This window comes from Spirillospora sp. NPDC046719, assembly GCF_040645715.1.
In the GTDB taxonomy this organism is placed as follows: domain Bacteria; phylum Actinomycetota; class Actinomycetes; order Streptosporangiales; family Streptosporangiaceae; genus Spirillospora.
The window spans coordinates 1-15,853 of record NZ_JBEYYT010000048.1 but is presented as its reverse complement, the minus strand read 5'-3'; the positions used below and the strand labels follow the sequence as shown (position 1 = coordinate 15,853).

General features: G+C 69.5%; 9 protein-coding genes. All 9 read left to right on the top strand.

The genetic code is table 11. From position 1 onward, the window contains the following. The first annotated feature begins 6 nt into the window (after positions 1-6). The 9 genes from ABZ914_RS11670 (at position 7) to ABZ914_RS11630 (ending at position 15,456) form a co-directional block, all read left to right on the top strand. On the top strand, positions 7-1,293 hold the full coding sequence (locus ABZ914_RS11670) for an MCE family protein (RefSeq protein WP_500192950.1): 1,287 nt from the start codon (positions 7-9) through the stop codon (positions 1,291-1,293). Continuing rightward, positions 1,290-2,687, top strand: coding sequence for an MCE family protein (locus ABZ914_RS11665; protein WP_500192949.1), 1,398 nt, complete (start codon positions 1,290-1,292; stop codon positions 2,685-2,687). The genes ABZ914_RS11670 and ABZ914_RS11665 overlap by 4 nt, the downstream gene beginning before the upstream one ends. Then, positions 2,684-4,168, top strand: coding sequence for an MCE family protein (locus ABZ914_RS11660; protein ID WP_500192948.1), 1,485 nt, complete (start codon positions 2,684-2,686; stop codon positions 4,166-4,168). Before ABZ914_RS11665 ends, ABZ914_RS11660 begins: the two co-directional genes overlap by 4 nt. 10 nt (positions 4,169-4,178) lie before the next feature. Further along, positions 4,179-4,667: an Rv1363c family protein gene (locus tag ABZ914_RS11655; protein WP_387021906.1), complete on the top strand. Its 489-nt coding sequence runs from the start codon at positions 4,179-4,181 to the stop codon at positions 4,665-4,667. 2 nt (positions 4,668-4,669) lie between these two features. Further along, positions 4,670-5,860 (top strand): Rv1363c family protein, encoded by a 1,191-nt coding sequence (locus tag ABZ914_RS11650; protein ID WP_500192962.1) that lies wholly within the window; start codon positions 4,670-4,672, stop codon positions 5,858-5,860. A gap of 566 nt (positions 5,861-6,426) precedes the next feature. Continuing rightward, the gene (gene rpoB / locus ABZ914_RS11645) at positions 6,427-9,894 is read left to right on the top strand and encodes a DNA-directed RNA polymerase subunit beta (RefSeq protein WP_500192947.1); all 3,468 of its coding nucleotides are present in this window, start codon (positions 6,427-6,429) and stop codon (positions 9,892-9,894) included. 20 nt (positions 9,895-9,914) lie between these two features. Further along, complete coding sequence (locus ABZ914_RS11640; protein ID WP_151543197.1) at positions 9,915-13,787, top strand: DNA-directed RNA polymerase subunit beta'; 3,873 nt, start codon at positions 9,915-9,917, stop codon at positions 13,785-13,787. 229 nt (positions 13,788-14,016) lie between these two features. Next, positions 14,017-14,250: a hypothetical protein gene (locus ABZ914_RS11635; RefSeq protein WP_500192946.1), complete on the top strand. Its 234-nt coding sequence runs from the start codon at positions 14,017-14,019 to the stop codon at positions 14,248-14,250. A gap of 225 nt (positions 14,251-14,475) precedes the next feature. Beyond that, positions 14,476-15,456 (top strand): aldo/keto reductase, encoded by a 981-nt coding sequence (locus ABZ914_RS11630; protein WP_500192945.1) that lies wholly within the window; start codon positions 14,476-14,478, stop codon positions 15,454-15,456. The last annotated feature ends 397 nt before the right edge of the window (positions 15,457-15,853 follow it).

Below are 15,853 nucleotides of genomic sequence, written 5' to 3'. Positions count from 1 at the left end.
TCATAAGTGCGTAACTCCGCGTTGATACTTCGCCTGGGCGGCGCGATCCTCGCCGTCGCGGTGCTGGCGGCCGCGCTCGTCCTGCTCCTGCAGGAACCCAAGCAGCGGCACATGACGGCCTACTTCACCAAGACCGTCGGCCTCTACAAGGGCGCCGAGGTCCGCATCCTCGGCATCCCCGTCGGCGAGGTCACCAGCGTCAAGCCGGTGGGCGACGCGGTGAAGGTCGAGCTGAAGTGGGACGCCAAGTACAAGGTCCCGGCGAACGCCCAGGCCGTCATCGTCAACCAGAGCCTGGTCGCCGACCGGTACATCCAGCTCACCCCCGCCTACACCGGCGGGCCCGTGCTGGCGGACGGCGCGACGCTGACCACCAGCCGCACCCAGGTCCCGGTCGAGGTGGACGAGGTCGGCGGCAGCCTGAACGACCTCACCAAGGCGCTCGGCCCGCAGGGCGCGAACGCCACCACCCCCGACAAGCAGCAGGGCTCGCTGTCGCGGCTGCTGCAGGTCGGCGCGCAGAACCTGCAGGGGCAGGGCGAGGACATCCGGCAGACGATCGCCGACACCTCGCAGATGCTGAGCACGCTCAGTACCGACCGCGGCGACATCGCCACGACGATCCGGAACCTGCGGATCATCACGGACACGATGAAGGCCAACGACCAGCAGATCCGGTCGTTCAGCACCCATCTGAACGGGGTGTCCGGCCAGCTGGACGGGGAGAAGGAGGAGCTCAGCGCGGCCCTCAACACCCTCGCCCCGACGCTGCGGAACGTGCAGAAGTTCATCAAGGACAACCGCACCGAGCTGTCGTCGAACGTCCGGCAGCTCGCGCAGGTCACCGGCGTGCTGGTGAAGGAGAAGGACGCGCTGGCCGAGGTGCTGACCGCCGGCCCGCTCGCCATCAACAACCTGGCCCGCGCCTACGACCCGATCAGCGGCACCATCCACACCCGCGACAACTTCCGCCAGTTCAACAACCTGGCCGACTGGGTGTGCTCGCTGGCCTACTCGGTCGGGACGCCCGCCAAGCAGTGCCTGGACTTCGTCAAGCCGTACAACGGCATCGGCAAGGCGCTGGCCGGGGTCAGCCTGGACCTGTCCTGGATCACCGCGCTGACCACGCACTACGACCCGGTGCCGATCCCGCCGGACGCCTACGGTCCCGGCGGCCGCGGCGGTTCCACGTCCACGAAGACCTCGAAGACCGCCAAGACGACGAAGACGGGCACGGCGACCGCGCACGACCCGAAGAGCATCACCTCGCTGCTGCCCGGAGGTGCCGGATGAGCAGGACACCCCGCAGGCGCGCCGGGACGGCCGCGTCCGGCACGCCGGTCAAGGGCCGGGTGCCGAGCACGGGCCGGGCGCCGGGCGAGGGCCGGGCGCCGGTGCGGCGCGGCAGGCTGTTCGGCGCCGCCGTCCTCGCGGGCGTCACGGCGCTGTCGGGCTGCTCGTTCAGCGGCGTCTCGTCGCTGCCGCTGCCCGGCGGCCCCGACCTCGGCCCGCACCCCCGCACCGTGAAGATCGAGTTCGCGAACGTGCTGGACCTGGTGCCGCAGTCGGTGGTCAAGGTCAACGACGTGTCGGTCGGCAAGGTCACGAAGGTCGACCTCGCCGGCGGCAGCGCCGGCTGGCACGCCGTCGTCACCGTCAAGGTGCGCGGCGACGTGAACCTGCCGGACAACGCGCACGCGACGATCAGCCAGACGAGCCTCCTCGGCGAGAAGTTCGTCCAGCTGGAGCCGCCGACCACCGAGCCGCCGACCGGGCGGCTCGGCTCCGGCGACGTCATCCCGCTGTCGCGCACCGGCCAGGGCACCGAGATCGAAGAGGTGCTGTCGGCGATGTCGCTGCTGCTGAACGGCGGCGGCATCCAGCAGGTCGCGACGATCAGCCACGAGCTGCAGGCCGCGATGAGCGGCCGGGAGGGCTCGATCCGCGCGGTGCTGCAGCGGGTCGACACCTTCGCCGGGACGCTCGACACCAACCGCGCCGCGATCACCCGCGCGCTGGACAGCCTCGACCGGCTCACCGGCAAGCTGTCCGACGAGCGCAAGACGATCACCGACACCATCGACGAGACCGGCCCGGCGATCGCGATCCTCAAGCGCAACCGGGCCGACCTCACGAAGATGCTGGTCGCGCTGAACAAGCTCAGCCGCACCACCACCGACGTGATCGACAAGTCGCAGGCGAACTTCGTGGCGAACCTGCGGGACCTGAACAAGATCCTCGCCAACCTCAACAAGGCCGGCTCCGACCTGCCGAACGCGCTCCAGTCGCTGATCACCTTCCCGTTCCCGCCGACCTTCGCCAACGTCATCCAGGGCGACTACGGCAACGTGAAGCTCACCGTCGACCTGGACTTCAACGACCTCGCCCAGAACCTGCTCGGCGGCACCGACCTGGAGAACCAGATCGGCAGCGGCAAGCAGATGCGCAACATGCTGCAGGTGCCCAACGTGACCCTTCCCGACTCGCCGCTCGGATCGCTGCCGCAGTCGTCAGGCGGCGGCGCCGGCGGGCTGCCCGGCCTGCCCGGCCTTCCCGGCGCGACAACGCCGACGCCGACGCCGACCAAGGGCGCGAAGACGAAGGGCTCCGGCGGCTCGAAGACCGGCGCGCTGCCCCCGGCCTCGGGCGACGACGGTCTGCGGACCCTGATGGGGGGCCTCTGGTGATCCTCAAGCGCGGCGTCATCATCCAGCTGATCGCCTTCGCGGTGATCACGGTCGTCGGCGTGACGATCGTCCTGGTGAACTACATCGGCGTCGGCCGGCAGGTCCTCGGCAAGCAGTACACCGCCTACGTCGACCTCACCGACTCCGGCGGCGTGTTCACCAACGCCGAGGTCACCTACCGCGGCGTGCCCGTCGGCCGGGTCGGGCCCATGTCCCTCACCAAGGACGGCATCAAGGTCAAGCTGCAGCTCGACCGCGGCAAGCGCATCCCGCGCGACGGCACCAAGGCGATCGTCGCGAACCGGTCCGCGGTCGGCGAGCAGTACATCGACCTCGAACCCACCAAGAGGACCGGCCCCTACCTCGACCAGGGCGCGCCGTACACGATCCCGGCGAACATGACCACGCTCCCGGTGCGCACCGAGGAGCTGCTCCGCAACGTCGACCAGCTCGTCGGGTCGGTGAACACCAAGGACCTCGGCACGATCGTCGACGAGCTGGGCCGGGCGTTCAACGGCTCCGCGTCGGACCTGCAGTCGATCCTGGACGACACGCACCGGCTGCTGGAGACCGCGAACCAGACCTACCCGGACACCAAGCAGCTCCTCGACAACAGCGTGACGGTGCTCGACACCCAGCGCAGCGAGGCCGCGAACATCCGCGGCTTCGCCCGCAACCTCAACGACTTCACCGCCTCGCTCCGCAAGGACGACCCGGCCCTGCGCCAGACGATCGACAACGCCCCGGCCGCCGTCGACCAGACCCACAAGGCCATCGACCAGCTCGCCCCGACGCTGCCGACGCTGCTGGCGAACCTGTCCACCACCGGGCAGGTCATCACGTCCCGGCAGGCGGGCCTGCGGTCGCTGTTCATCCTCTACCCGGTCGAGGTGGCGGGCGCGTTCACCGTCACCCCCGGCGACGGCACCCAGCACCTCGGCCTCGACCTGAACATCAGCTCGCCGCCCGCGTGCACCAAGGGCTACGAGGGCGTGAAGCACCGCTGGCCGCAGGACACCTCGCTGCGCAACCCGCCGCTGAACGTCGGCTGCAAGGCCCCGCACGACTCGTCGACCGCCGTGCGCGGCGCCCGCAACTTCCCCAAGGACGAGCTCACGCCCGTCCCGGCGCTGCCCCCGGGCGCCACCGCCGGTGCCGGGTTCCCGGCCGGCGGCGCGTCCGGGACGGGCTCGGGCTCCGGCTCCGGCTCGTCCGAGGCCAAGGGCAAGGGCAAGACCTCCGGCGGCGCGGGGAACGGCCAGGCCGCCGCCGCGGCGGCGGCGCCCACGGGCGAGCTGTCGAATGGGCGGCTGTACCTGTCGTATCCGGCCAATTCAGTGGAATTCGCTGGATACGATCCGTCGACGGGCGCGGTCTACGGGCCGGACGGCAAGAAGTACGTCATGCCACGGACCGCCGGCAACCGTGAGTTGGGAGATTCCTCGTGGAAGTGGCTCATGCTCGGACCCCTGAGCCAGTGAGGCGGGGCCGATGAGACGCCTCTCACCGCAGATCGCCACCATCGCCCTCGGCGTGCTCGTCGTCGCGCTCGCCGTCTTCACCGGCGTCTACTCCGTCCGCGTGTACCACGGCAAGGACGCCGCCGACCAGCGCGCGAAGGCGACGCAGTCGGCCCGCCAGATGGGCGTCAACCTGATGACGATCAGCTCGTCGTCCGCCCAGAAGGACATCGACCGGATCATGGCGGGTGCCACCGGCGACCTGAAGAACAAGCTCGGCTCCCAGTCCAAGACCCTGATGGACACGCTGAGCCAGACGCAGGCCAAGTCGACCGTCAACCAGGTCGAGGCCGGGGTCGTCTCCATGGACGGCGATTCCGCCGAGGTGATGGTCTCCCTCAACGGGACCGTCACCAACCCGAAGGTGAAGGACGGCGCCCCGCGCGCCTACCGGTACCTGATGGAACTCAGCCGGGTCGGTGACCGCTGGCTCGTCGCCAACCTGGAGGTGGTCCCGTGACCATGCTCGGCCGGGGCAAGCGCTCCGCACCGGAGAAGGGCAAGGGCTCCCGCAAGGACGGCGCGGCGGGCAAGGACGGCGCCGAGGGCAAGGACGGCGGCGAGGGCCGTTCGCGCACGGCCGCCGAGCAGGCCGCCAAGGCCGAGGAGGCCGCCGAGGCGGCGCGGCTCGCCGAGGAGGCCGCCGAGCGCGCCCGGGAGGCCGCGCGGCTGGCGCAGATCGCCGCTGAGGCGGCCGCGGCGGCCGACGAGGCCGATGAGGCCGAGGACGACGGCGGCGACGCCCCCGCGGGCACGGGGAAGGCCGTCAAAACGGCTGTGAAGCCCCGCCGTACCAAGAAGGCCCCCGAAAGCGGCCCTGAGGGCGACGAGCCCGCAGCGGACGTCTCAGCGCCCGCTGAGGCATCGGCCGCCGATGTCGACGAGGTTGAGACGGGCGCCAAGCCCGAGAAGACCGAGAGCGGCTCGGCCGGCACCGAAGAGGAGACCGACGCCGAGGACGAGACCGGCGAGGACGCGGAAGACGACTCCGAGGACGACGCCAAGGCGGAGGCCGACGACGACGAAGAGGACGACGAGGACGAGGACGACGCGCCCAAGGCGAAGCGCGGCCGGCCGACCCTCAAGAAGTCCTCCAAGGTCGAGGCCGACGACTCCGACGACGACGAGGACGACGACGAGGACGACGCCGCGCCGGGCCGCCGCTTCGGCACGGGCGGGTTCACCCTGCTCGCCGTGCTGGTCGTCCTGGTCATAGCGTTCGGCACCGCGTCGACGCTGCTGTTCCTCAAGGCGCAGGAGCAGAGCGCCACGGACGACGCCCGCAAGAACGGCCTGTGGGCCGCGTCCAAGGCCGCCCAGGAGCTGTCGTCCTACGACTACCGGACGATCGACACCGACACGAAGGCCGCCGCCGCCATGACGACGGGCAAGCTGCACGACGACTACGTCAAGCAGATCCCGTCCTTCAAGGCGCAGGCGACCGCGCAGCAGCTCATCGGGACGACGACGGTGATGAAGACCGGCGTGATCAGCGCGACCCCGGACCGGGTCGTGGCGCTGGTCTACGCCGACCGCTCGTCCGCCACCAAGAACGACAAGACGCAGCAGCTCCCCGAGTCGCTGCGGCTGAAGATGACCATGGTCAAGGTCCACGGGAAGTGGCTGGCCGAGAAGGTCGACGTCATCTCCTGACGCTGCGCTCCTTTGAGAGCGTTCGAGGCGCAGCGCCTCCTGACGGCCCGCCGGCCCCGCCGGCGGGCCGTCCGCGCTTCGAGCGGCCCCCGCCCTCCGCGAGCGACCCTCCGGCGAGGGGCGGCCGACGTAGCGGCCTCCGCCGAGCGGCCCTCCGCCGAGCGACCGCTGCGAGGCGCTGTCCGAGGTGTTCGCGGAGGGTGCGGCGCACGGGACGGAAGGGCGCGCTGGGAGCCGTGGCGCGGGTGCTTCGCTGCGAGGCGCGGGGACCCCTAAACTATGGCCTTCCTCACTGCAGGTCAGAGCCCGAAAAGTCCAAGTCCGCTCTTGACTGCAAGGCCCTGAGGGGCGATGCTCCATGGCAACGTGATGCATACTGCGGCGCTAGAGTTGCGAGCGGTGTACCGGTCGGCTACACTGCCCCTTTGCGCTGCCCTCTGACTATCCACGTGTGAGAGCACTCCCGAGCGGGTCCGTTTTGGACCCTAACGCACGGGTCTTGAACGTGGGTCGTCTGGCGTGCGTGTCGTCAGTTACGCCGCGAGCCCTCGGAAGGACCACCACTCTTGGCAGCCTCGCGCAACGCCTCGAATACCGCAACCGGTCCGAACCGCGTCTCCTTCGCGCGCATCAAGGAGCCGCTCGAAGTCCCGGACCTCCTTGCTCTGCAGACCAACTCCGTTGACTGGCTGCTGGGCAACGAGAGGTGGAAGGCCCGGGTCGAGGCGGCCCAGAAGGCCGGAAGTAAGAGCGTCCCGACCCAGTCGGGGCTGGAGGAGATCTTCGAAGAGATCAGTCCGATCGAGGACTTCTCCGGGACCATGTCCCTCTCGTTCCGCGACCACCGGTTCGAGCCGCCCAAGTACTCCGTCGAGGAGTGCAAGGACAAGGACATGACCTACTCCGCCCCGCTGTTCGTCACGGCGGAGTTCATCAACAACACCACCGGAGAGATCAAGAGCCAGACGGTGTTCATGGGCGACTTCCCGCTCATGACCCCGAAGGGCACCTTCATCATCAACGGCACCGAGCGCGTGGTCGTCTCGCAGCTGACCCGCTCGCCCGGCGTGTACTTCGACCGCGCCCTCGACAAGGCGTCCGACAAGGACATCTACGGCTGCCGGGTCATCCCGAGCCGCGGCGCCTGGCTCGAGTTCGAGATCGACAAGCGCGACAACGTGGGCGTGCGCATCGACCGCAAGCGCAAGCAGCCGGTCACCGTGCTGCTCAAGGCCCTCGGCTGGGACGAGGCCCGCATCCGCGAGCACTTCGGCGCCTACGAGTCGATCAACGTCACCCTGGAGAAGGACCACACCTCCGGCCAGGACGACGCCCTCCTCGACATCTACCGCAAGCTGCGGCCGGGCGAGCCGCCGACCCGCGAGTCGGCGCAGACCCTGCTGGAGAACCTGTACTTCAACCCGAAGCGGTACGACGTCGCCAAGGTCGGCCGCTACAAGATCAACAAGAAGCTCGGCCTCGACCTGGACATGCGCCAGGGCACCCTGACCGAGGACGACATCGTCGCCACGATCGAGTACCTGGTCCGGCTGCACGCCGGCGAGGAGGAGGCCACCCTCGGGGCCGTCTCCGTGCCGATCGAGGTCGACGACATCGACCACTTCGGCAACCGGCGCCTGCGCACGGTCGGCGAGCTCATCCAGAACCAGGTCCGGCTGGGCCTGGCCCGCATGGAGCGCGTCGTCCGCGAGCGGATGACCACCCAGGACGTCGAGGCGATCACGCCGCAGACGCTGATCAACATCCGGCCGGTCGTCGCCTCCATCAAGGAGTTCTTCGGCACCAGCCAGCTGTCCCAGTTCATGGACCAGACCAACCCGCTGGCCGGGCTGACGCACAAGCGCCGCCTGAACGCGCTCGGCCCCGGCGGTCTGTCCCGTGAGCGCGCGGGCATGGAGGTCCGCGACGTCCACCCGTCGCACTACGGCCGCATGTGCCCGATCGAGACGCCGGAAGGCCCGAACATCGGCCTGATCGGCTCGCTCGCCGCGTTCGGCCGGGTCAACCCGTTCGGTTTCGTCGAGACCCCGTACCGCAAGGTCGAGGACGGCCGCGTCACCGAGCAGATCGACTACCTGACGGCCGACGAGGAGGACCGCTTCGTCATCGCGCAGGCCAACTCCCTGCTCAACGAGGACGGCACCTTCCAGGACGACCGCATCCTGGTCCGCCGCAAGGGCGGCGAGGTCGAGCTGGTCCCGGCCCGCGAGGTCCAGTACATGGACGTCTCGGCCCGGCAGATGACCTCGGTCGCGACCGCGATGATCCCGTTCCTGGAGCACGACGACGCCAACCGCGCGCTGATGGGCTCCAACATGCAGCGCCAGTCCGTCCCGCTGCTGCGCAGCGAGGCGCCGCTGGTCGGCACCGGCATGGAGTACCGCGCGGCGACCGACGCCGGCGACGTGATCACGGCCGAGAAGGCCGGCGTCGTCGAGGAGGTCTCGGCCGACTACGTGACCGTCATGAACGACGACGGCACCCGGACGACCTACCGCGTGTCCAAGTTCAAGCGCTCCAACCAGGGCACCTGCTTCAACCAGAAGCCGATCGTGGACGAGGGCCAGCGGGTCGAGTTCGGGCAGGTCATCGCCGACGGCCCGTGCACCGACAACGGCGAGATGGCGCTCGGCAAGAACCTGCTCGTGGCGTTCATGCCGTGGGAGGGCCACAACTACGAGGACGCCATCATCCTCAGCCAGCGGCTGGTGCAGGACGACGTCCTCTCCTCGATCCACATCGAGGAGCACGAGGTCGACGCCCGCGACACCAAGCTCGGCCCCGAGGAGATCACCCGGGACATCCCGAACGTCTCCGAGGAGGTCCTGGCCGACCTCGACGAGCGCGGCATCATCCGCATCGGCGCGGACGTCGTCCCCGGCGACATCCTGGTCGGCAAGGTCACGCCCAAGGGCGAGACGGAGCTGACCCCCGAGGAGCGGCTGCTGCGCGCGATCTTCGGCGAGAAGGCCCGCGAGGTCCGCGACACCTCCCTGAAGGTGCCGCACGGTGAAGAGGGCAAGGTCATCGGCGTCCGGGTGTTCTCCCGCGACGAGGGCGACGAGCTCCCGCCCGGCGTGAACGAGCTGGTCCGGGTGTACGTGGCCCAGAAGCGCAAGATCACCGACGGCGACAAGCTGGCCGGCCGGCACGGCAACAAGGGCGTCATCTCCAAGATCCTCCCGGTCGAGGACATGCCGTTCCTGGAGGACGGGACGCCGGTCGACATCGTGCTCAACCCGCTGGGCGTGCCCGGCCGGATGAACGTCGGCCAGGTCCTGGAGACCCACCTCGGATGGGTCGCCTCCCGCGGCTGGAAGGTCGAGGGCGACGACGCCGAGTGGAAGCGGGCGCTCAAGGAGATCGGCGCGGACGAGGCTCCGCCGTGGACGAACACCGCGACGCCGGTGTTCGACGGCGCGCGCGAGACCGACGTCACCGGGCTGATCGAGAGCACGCTGCCCAACCGCGACGGCAACCGGATGGTGGGCCCCGGCGGCAAGGCGAGGCTGTTCGACGGCCGCACCGGCGAGCCCTACAAGGACGCGCTGTCGGTCGGCTACATCTACATCCTCAAGCTGCTCCACCTGGTCGACGACAAGATCCACGCCCGCTCGACCGGCCCCTACTCCATGATCACCCAGCAGCCGCTCGGCGGTAAGGCCCAGTTCGGCGGCCAGCGCTTCGGTGAGATGGAGGTGTGGGCGCTGGAAGCGTACGGCGCCGCCTACGCCCTCCAGGAGCTGCTGACCATCAAGTCCGACGACGTGCTCGGCCGCGTGAAGGTGTACGAGGCCATCGTCAAGGGCGAGAACATCCCCGAGCCCGGCATTCCCGAGTCCTTCAAGGTGCTCATCAAGGAGATGCAGTCGCTCTGCCTCAACGTCGAGGTCCTGTCGAGCGACGGCATGTCCATCGAGATGCGCGACACCGATGAGGACGTCTTCCGCGCAGCGGAGGAGCTCGGCATCGACCTGTCCCGGCGCGAGCCGAGCAGTGTCGAAGAGGTCTGATCAACTCAAGGGGAAAACAGTTGCTTGACGTCAACTTCTTCGACGAGCTTCGCATCGGCCTGGCGACCGCCGACGACATCCGCCAGTGGTCCCACGGCGAGGTGAAGAAGCCGGAGACGATCAACTACCGGACCCTCAAGCCGGAGAAGGACGGGCTCTTCTGCGAGAAGATCTTCGGTCCGACCCGGGACTGGGAGTGCTACTGCGGCAAGTACAAGCGCGTCCGGTTCAAGGGCATCATCTGTGAGCGCTGCGGCGTCGAGGTGACCCGCGCCAAGGTGCGCCGTGAGCGGATGGGCCACATCGAGCTGGCCGCGCCGGTCACGCACATCTGGTACTTCAAGGGCGTCCCGTCGCGCCTCGGCTACCTGCTGGACCTGGCCCCGAAGGATCTCGAGAAGATCATCTACTTCGCGGCCTACATGATCACCAGCGTGGACGCCGAGCGCCGCGACCGCGACCTGCCGACGCTGGAGGCCCACATCTCCGTGGAGCGCCAGCAGATCGAGCAGGCCCGCGACGCGCAGGTCGAGGCCCGCCAGCAGAAGCTGGAGGGCGACCTGGCGGAGCTCGAGGAGGCCGGCGCGAAGGCCGACCAGAAGCGCAAGGTGCGCGACGGCGCCGAGCGGGAGATGAAGCAGCTGCGCGACCGCGCGCAGCGTGAGCTCGACCGCCTCGACGAGGTGTGGAGCCGGTTCAAGAACCTCAAGGTCCAGGACCTGGAGGGCGACGAGCTGCTCTACCGCGAGATGCGCGACCGGTTCGGCAAGTACTTCGAGGGCGGCATGGGCGCCGCGGCCATCCAGGCCCGGCTGCAGAACTTCGACCTCGACGCCGAGGCCGAGAAGCTGCGCGACATCATCCGCACCGGCAAGGGCCAGAAGAAGGCCCGTGCCCTCAAGCGGCTGAAGGTCGTCTCGGCGTTCCTCAACACCCGCAACAGCCCGCTCGGCATGGTGCTGGACTGCATCCCGGTGATCCCGCCGGACCTGCGTCCGATGGTGCAGCTGGACGGCGGCCGCTTCGCGACCTCCGACCTGAACGACCTGTACCGCCGGGTCATCAACCGGAACAACCGGCTCAAGCGCCTGCTCGACCTGGGCGCGCCCGAGATCATCGTCAACAACGAGAAGCGGATGCTGCAGGAGGCCGTCGACGCGCTGTTCGACAACGGCCGCCGCGGCCGCCCGGTCACCGGGCCCGGCAACCGTCCGCTGAAGTCGCTGTCCGACATGCTCAAGGGCAAGCAGGGCCGGTTCCGGCAGAACCTGCTGGGCAAGCGCGTCGACTACTCCGGCCGTTCGGTCATCGTCGTCGGCCCGCAGCTGAAGCTGCACCAGTGCGGCCTGCCCAAGCAGATGGCGCTGGAGCTGTTCAAGCCGTTCGTCATGAAGCGGCTGGTCGACCTCAACCACGCGCAGAACATCAAGTCCGCCAAGCGGATGGTCGAGCGCGCGCGCCCGGTCGTGTGGGACGTGCTGGAAGAGGTCATCACCGAGCACCCGGTGCTGCTGAACCGGGCGCCGACCCTGCACCGCCTGGGCATCCAGGCGTTCGAGCCGCAGCTGGTCGAGGGCAAGGCCATCCAGATCCACCCGCTCGTCTGCACCGCGTTCAACGCGGACTTCGACGGCGACCAGATGGCGGTGCACCTGCCGCTGTCCGCCGAGGCGCAGGCCGAGGCGCGGATCCTGATGCTGTCGACCAACAACATCCTGAAGCCGTCGGACGGCAAGCCCGTCACCATGCCCACCCAGGACATGGTCATCGGCCTGTACTGGCTGACGACGCAGAAGGACGGCGCCGACGGCGAGGGCCGCGCGTTCGGCTCGATCGCCGAGGCGATCATGGCCTACGACCGGCGCGAGCTGGACCTGCAGGCCAAGATCCAGATCCGGCTCAAGGACGTCCCGCCGCCGCGCGGCTGGCAGGCGCCCGAGGGCTACGAGCCCGGCCAGCCGTACCGGCTGGAGACCACGCTCGGCCGTGCCCTGTTCAACGAGGCGCTGCCGGACGACTTCCCGTTCGTCGACGACGAGATCGGCAAGAAGCAGCTCTCGGCGATCGTCAACGAGCTGGCCGAGACGTACCCGAAGGTCGCGGTGGCCAACGCGCTGGACGCGCTGAAGAGCACCGGGTTCCACTGGGCCACCCGGTCCGGTGTGACCATCTCCATCGACGACGTCGTCACGCCGCCCAACAAGCAGGACATCCTGAGCGGCTACGAGGCGCGCGCGGAGAAGGTGCAGCGCGAGTTCAACCGCGGTCTGATCACCGATGACGAGCGCAAGCAGGAGCTCATCGAGATCTGGAACAAGGCCACCGCGGACGTCGCGGTGGACATGGAGAAGGCGTTCCCGAAGGCCAACCCGATCTGGATGATGATCCAGTCGGGCGCCCGAGGCAACCCGCTCCAGCTGCGCCAGATCGCCGGCATGCGCGGCCTGGTCTCCAACCCGAAGGGCGAGACCATCCCGCGGCCGATCAAGTCGTCCTTCCGCGAGGGGCTGTCGGTCGTCGAGTACTTCATCTCGACGCACGGCGCCCGGAAGGGCCTCGCGGACACCGCGCTGCGGACCGCCGACTCGGGTTACCTGACCCGGCGCCTGGTGGACGTCGCGCAGGACGTCATCGTCCGCGAGATCGACTGCGGCACCGACCGGACGATCCCGTTCGAGGTCGCCGAGAAGCTGCCGGACGGCACGCTGGTCAAGCTGGCCACCTCGGAGACCGCGCTGATCGGCCGCACGATCGCCGAGGACGTCGAGGTCGACGGGACGGTCATCTTCCCGGCCGACACCGACCTGTCCGACGCGGTGGTGACGCGGCTGGTCGAGGCGGGCGTCGAGTCCGTGCGGACCCGCAGCGCGCTGGTCTGCGAGGCGAAGATCGGTGTCTGCGCCGCCTGCTACGGCCGCTCGCTGGCGACCGGCAAGCGGGTGGACGTCGGCGAGGCCGTCGGCATCATCGCCGCGCAGTCCATCGGTGAGCCCGGCACGCAGCTGACGATGCGGACGTTCCACACCGGCGGTGTCGCCGGCGGTGACATCACGCACGGTCTGCCGCGTGTCCAGGAGCTGTTCGAGGCCCGCATCCCGAAGGGTGTGGCCCCGATCAGCGAGGTCGCCGGCCGGATCAAGATCGACGAGACGGAGAAGACCCGCAAGGTCGTCGTCGTCCCGGACGACGGCTCCGACGAGATCGGCTACCAGGTGCCCATGCGGTCCCGGCTGCTGGTCAAGGAGGGCGAGCACGTCGACGTCGGCCAGCAGCTCATCGCGGGTGCCATCAACCCGCACGAGGTGCTGCGCATCCTCGGCCCCCGCGCGGTGCAGCTGCACCTGGTGCAGGAGGTCCAGGAGGTCTACCGGTCGCAGGGTGTGTCGATCCACGACAAGCACATCGAGATCATCGTCCGCCAGATGCTGAAGCGGGTGAACATCCTCGAGTCGGGCGACACCGAGCTGCTCCCGGGCGACCTGGTCGAGCGTCCGATCTTCGAGGAGACGAACCGGAACGTCGTGGCCGAGGGCGGGACGCCCGCCGCCGGCCGCCCCGTCCTGATGGGCATCACCAAGGCCTCGCTCGCGACCGAGTCGTGGCTATCGGCGGCGTCCTTCCAGGAGACGACCCGGGTGCTCACCGAGGCCGCGATGCACGCCAAGAGCGACCCGCTGCTGGGCCTCAAGGAGAACGTCATCATCGGTAAGCTCATCCCGGCCGGTACCGGCATGCCGCAGTACCGCAACGTCCGGGTCGAGCCGACCGAGGAGGCGAAGGCGGCGGTGTACTCCGTCGGCTCCTACGACGACGGCGCCGAGTACGCCTTCGGGCAGGGCTCCGGCGAGGCCGTGCCGCTGGAGGAGTACGACTTCGGCCAGTACAACCGGTAACACCTGAATCGGGGACGCGTCCCCGGTGGCGAGGGCCCCTTCCGCTGCGGCGGGAGGGGCCTTCCGCGTTCGCGGCGTCGTCCGCGCCCGCGCCGGGCGCGTCCACGCGATCTACCTGCGGTTTCGTCGGTTTTCTTGACCTTTGAGCGTGTTTTGCGGTGCTGTGCCCGGGGACGACCCAGTTGCTGGCTAAAGTCGCGTCGGGGGAGGAAATCGTATGAAGAGGGTCATGACCGCAACGCTGCTCGCCGCGGCCGTCGTGCTCGGCGGGGTCGGCACCGCGAGTGCCGCCCAGCCGTCCGGGAGCGACCGGGCGACGCAGCAGGACTGCCGCACCTACTCCAGCGTCAAGGAGTGCGGCAAGATCGACCTCAACGCCAAGCAGCGCGCTTGCGCGGAGAAGTACGTCAAGCTGGGAATGACCCACGCGCGAGCCGAGGTGGAGTGCCACGCCTTCGCCTGACCGGTTCGGCTGATCGGTTCGACTGACCGACGCACACGGAAAGGGCCCGCTCCAGGGGAGCGGGCCCTTCCATGTCAGCGGGCCCTTCCGTGTCAGCGGGGCGGGGCGTCGCGCTCCTGCGCGTTCTTCGCCGGGGTGACTCACCGTGGCCGTCGGCGAAAACGGGTTGGCCATCGGCGGGGCCGCTCTGCATCGTGGAGGGCGGTGAACCGAGAGGAGAGACACATGGAACAGGTGCGGCTCGGGACGACCGGGACGAAGGTCTCGCGGATCTGCCTCGGCATGATGAGCTTCGGCGACCCCGCGCAACGGCCCTGGGCGCTGGACGAGGAGGCCGCGGAGCCGATCGTGCGCAGGGCCGTCGAGGCCGGTGTGACGTTCTTCGACACCGCCGACATGTACTCGCGCGGTGTGAGCGAGATCATCACCGGCCATCTGCTGGCGAGACTGTTCCCGCGCCGGGAGGACTACGTCCTCGCCACCAAGGTCTGCCTTCCCGTGGGCGACGGGCCCAACGACAAGGGGCTGTCCCGCAAGCACATCATGGCGGGCATCGACGACTCCCTGCGGCGCCTGGGCACCGACTACGTGGACCTCTACCAGATCCATCGCTGGGACTATGGAACGCCCATCGAGGAGACGATGGAGGCCCTCCACGACGTAGTGCGCGCGGGCAAGGCACGGTACATAGGCGCGTCCAGCATGTTCGCGTGGCAGTTCGCCAAGGCGCAGCACGTGGCGGACCAGCACGGCTGGACGAAGTTCGTGACCATGCAGAACCACTACAACCTGCTGTACCGCGAGGAGGAGCGGGAGATGAACCCGCTCTGCGCGGACCAGGGCGTCGGGCTGCTGCCGTGGAGCCCCCTCGCCCGCGGCCGGCTGGCGGGCAACCGCGACCGCGGCGGGCGCACCAACACCGTCCGGGCGGGCAACGACGCCTACGGCGAGATGATGTACGAGGAGGCCGACTTCGACGTGGTCGACGTCGTCCGCGAGGTCGCGGGGGAGAAGGGCGTCCCCATGGCGCAGGTCGCGCTCGCCTGGTTGCTCGGACGGCCCGGCGTGACGGCCCCGATCGTCGGTGCCACGAAGGTCGCGCATATCGACGACGCCGTCGCGGCCGCCGGGCTCGTGCTGGACGACAAGGACGTGGAGCGGCTGGAGGCGCCGTACCGGCCGCACCCGGTGCGCGGGCACAACTGAACCACCGCCCGGACGTTCCCGCAGGTGGCGCCCCCGGTCGGAACGGAACGGGGGCGCCGGACGTCTATCTTGGGCGATGATTTGCGATACCACCGGCGATCGGGGCAGGCTGGGGGCCAGAACGCCCACGGGCGGCCAGACCGCCACGGGGCGAGACGAGTGACAGGTCCGGGGAACCGCCCAGCGGATCCCCGGGCGACCGGGACTGAGGAGCCCCGGGACGACGGCGCTGAAGGAGCCCGACGATGACCGAGAATGACGGCACGCAGGGACCGCAGCGGCCGTTGCCGGAGGACGAGGGCCGCCAGGCCCCCGAGGAGCGGGGCGAGCCCCCGGCGCGCCCGCTCGGCGACCGGACCGTGGTGTTCGGCGCCCCGCAGCTGGGCGGCGCGGCCGG

Coding starts and splice junctions, on each gene's coding strand:
- ABZ914_RS11665 (WP_500192949.1), top strand. CDS start 1,290: ATGAGCAGGACACCCCGCAGGCGCGCCGGGACGGCCGCGTCCGGCACG.
- ABZ914_RS11650 (WP_500192962.1), top strand. CDS start 4,670: ATGCTCGGCCGGGGCAAGCGCTCCGCACCGGAGAAGGGCAAGGGCTCC.
- ABZ914_RS11655 (WP_387021906.1), top strand. CDS start 4,179: ATGAGACGCCTCTCACCGCAGATCGCCACCATCGCCCTCGGCGTGCTC.
- ABZ914_RS11635 (WP_500192946.1), top strand. CDS start 14,017: ATGACCGCAACGCTGCTCGCCGCGGCCGTCGTGCTCGGCGGGGTCGGC.
- ABZ914_RS11630 (WP_500192945.1), top strand. CDS start 14,476: ATGGAACAGGTGCGGCTCGGGACGACCGGGACGAAGGTCTCGCGGATC.